4 protein-coding genes are annotated in these 2,291 nt (G+C 35.6%); all 4 read left to right on the top strand.

Going from position 1 to position 2,291, the window contains the following annotated elements; genetic code table 11:
- Positions 1–75 precede the first annotated feature (75 nt).
- Positions 76–564 (top strand): 2-amino-4-hydroxy-6-hydroxymethyldihydropteridine diphosphokinase, encoded by a 489-nt coding sequence (gene folK, locus ABZC96_RS09740; RefSeq protein WP_373030795.1) that lies wholly within the window; start codon positions 76–78, stop codon positions 562–564.
- Positions 561–1,649, top strand: a complete 1,089-nt coding sequence (locus tag ABZC96_RS09735; protein WP_373030794.1) for a flagellar biosynthesis protein FlhF — start codon at positions 561–563, stop codon at positions 1,647–1,649. The genes folK and ABZC96_RS09735 overlap by 4 nt, the downstream gene beginning before the upstream one ends.
- Complete coding sequence (locus tag ABZC96_RS09730; protein WP_373030792.1) at positions 1,639–2,109, top strand: hypothetical protein; 471 nt, start codon at positions 1,639–1,641, stop codon at positions 2,107–2,109. Before ABZC96_RS09735 ends, ABZC96_RS09730 begins: the two co-directional genes overlap by 11 nt.
- Position 2,110: 1 nt before the next feature.
- Positions 2,111–2,291, top strand: a 181-nt coding sequence (locus ABZC96_RS09725) for a 7-cyano-7-deazaguanine synthase (RefSeq protein ID WP_373030790.1), incomplete at its 3' end; no start/stop codon positions are given.

Raw genomic sequence — 2,291 nt, 5'->3', positions numbered from 1 at the left:
GAGTTTGGTATTCGCATTGAAGATATGGTAGCGATGATAGACGGTAAAGCTGTTGTCCTGTAGGTTGGTTATGCTATGATAAGAAAAAAAATAGATGCAAAAAACACTTTAATTAAGACAAAAGAATTTCCTTGCATCTTGCCAAGTCATAGTGGTTATAGAGCGCTACTGGGGATCGGTGGAAATATTGGTGATGTTGTACGTCGCTTTGAACATCTTTTTCACTATTTGAAGAGATCTTCTTTGCTGCATGTTATAGAGACAGCACCTATAGTGAAAAATCCTCCTTTTGGATACACAGAGCAGGGAGATTTTTATAACTCTCTAATGCTAGTAGAGACATTTCTAAGCCCTAGAGCGTTATTGCGTTACGTGTTACGTGTAGAAAAAGTTTTTGGGCGTAAACGTCTTTTTAAAGACGGGCCTAGAACGTTAGATATAGATATAATATTTTATGAAAATGTGAAAATGGAAACAAAAGAACTGACACTTCCTCATCCAGGTTGGAGAGAACGAGAGTCTGTATTGATCCCATTATCAATGATGAAAGGCAATATACAATGATTAATGAAACATTTGTAGCTTCTGATCCTAAAAGTGCATACGAACAAGCTGTGAAAAAGTATGGAGAGGGTGTTGAACTCATTTCAGCAAAGCAGATTAAATATGAAGATGGTAGGTTACGTTCTGAAGTAAGCATTGCTGTACCAAAAGACCTTTTTATGGAAAAGTCTTTTGGTAAAATTTCTACGGAGCATAGTAATCCTAAAAAAGAAGAAGATGAATCACTGTTGGCAGAATTGGGTGAATTAAAAAAACAATTGTCCTTAATGAAAGAGGAAATGTTAGATTCAGAAGATGATAGTGTCATGCAAAAGGTAAAAAGACTTTTCATGAAAAAAGGTATCGCAAAGACTTGGTTAGATGATGTCTTAATGTCATTAATAGGAAGTAATATACTCGATGATGCTACACTTTTAGTTTCTTATTTACTTGAAGAGATAGATGAGAATCTGGAAGTATATAAAGAGACATTGGATGAACCTAAAATCATCATGCTTGTAGGTCCGACAGGTGTAGGTAAAACGACTACTATAGCCAAATTGGCTGCACGTTATGCCTACTTGATGGACCGACCTTACAAAGTAGCCCTTTTAAACCTTGACAGTTATAAGGTAGGTGCTTTTGAACAGCTTGCACACTATGCTGATATCATGCAACTTGAACATATTACTGTAGACAGTGTTGAAGATTTTTCCACAGGATTGGAAGCTTTGGAAGATTATGATGTCATACTGGTAGACACAGCAGGTATGTCTCCTTATGACACACAAAAATTCATTAAAACGATTGAATTTGTTAACTGTGATATGCCTAGAAACTTAGAAGTTAACCTCGTATTTCCTGCGACGGTAAAATATGAAGATATGGATGACCTTTATAAGAACTTCTCATTCTTGGATCCATACTCAGTTATTATCAGTAAATTTGACGAGACGAAGCATTTTGGAACGTTGTTAAATTTTATGTTATTATATAAATTGCCTATGAGTTATTTCTCTGTAGGACAAGAGGTGCCGGATGATCTTATAATTGCTTCTAAAGAGTATCTTTTAGAGCAGTTTATCGGGGACTTGGATGAAGCATGAAACGCAGGCTCTCCATTTAGCGAAGATGATGCAAAAGCATACATCTTATCCTACGTATGAATTAACATTACCACTTGTCACTGTACGCAGTAACAAGCTTAAAAAATTAAGTGTAGATGATGTACTTCTTACAGGGATTGATACATTGGAATTCTTATTGGTGGATGGAGATACTATCTGTGCAAATACACGACTAAAATCTATGGAAAATACGCATGGAGCAGAAATTGTCTATTTGCATAAAGATACTATTAGACAAGTTGATACTAAAAAATATAAAGTCCTAAAGATCTCATTTGGCACAGTGCAAAGTAAAGCGTTGGAAATAGGGTCTAGGATAGATATTACACATGTAGATTTAGAAAAAGTAAGTCTTGTATCAGAGGATAAAATGATAGCAGAGGGCTCTTTAGTCAATGTAGATGAAGAGATAGCAATACAGATAAAGAAAGTGAATTGATATGAAAAAGAAAGTACTAGTTGGTATGAGTGGAGGTGTAGATTCTACTGTGACATCTATACTCTTACAAAAAGAGGGTTATGAAGTAGAGGGTGTCTATATGAAACTCCATCAGAAACCGGGCTATCATGAAGAGAACTTTGCTAAAGCACAACGAGTAGGTGAGTATTTAGGTGTAAAGG

The organism is Sulfurovum sp. (assembly GCF_041551015.1).
Lineage (GTDB): Bacteria > Campylobacterota > Campylobacteria > Campylobacterales > Sulfurovaceae > Sulfurovum.
The sequence above is the reverse complement of the archived record's forward strand: the minus strand, read 5'-3'. Positions and strand labels throughout refer to the sequence as shown.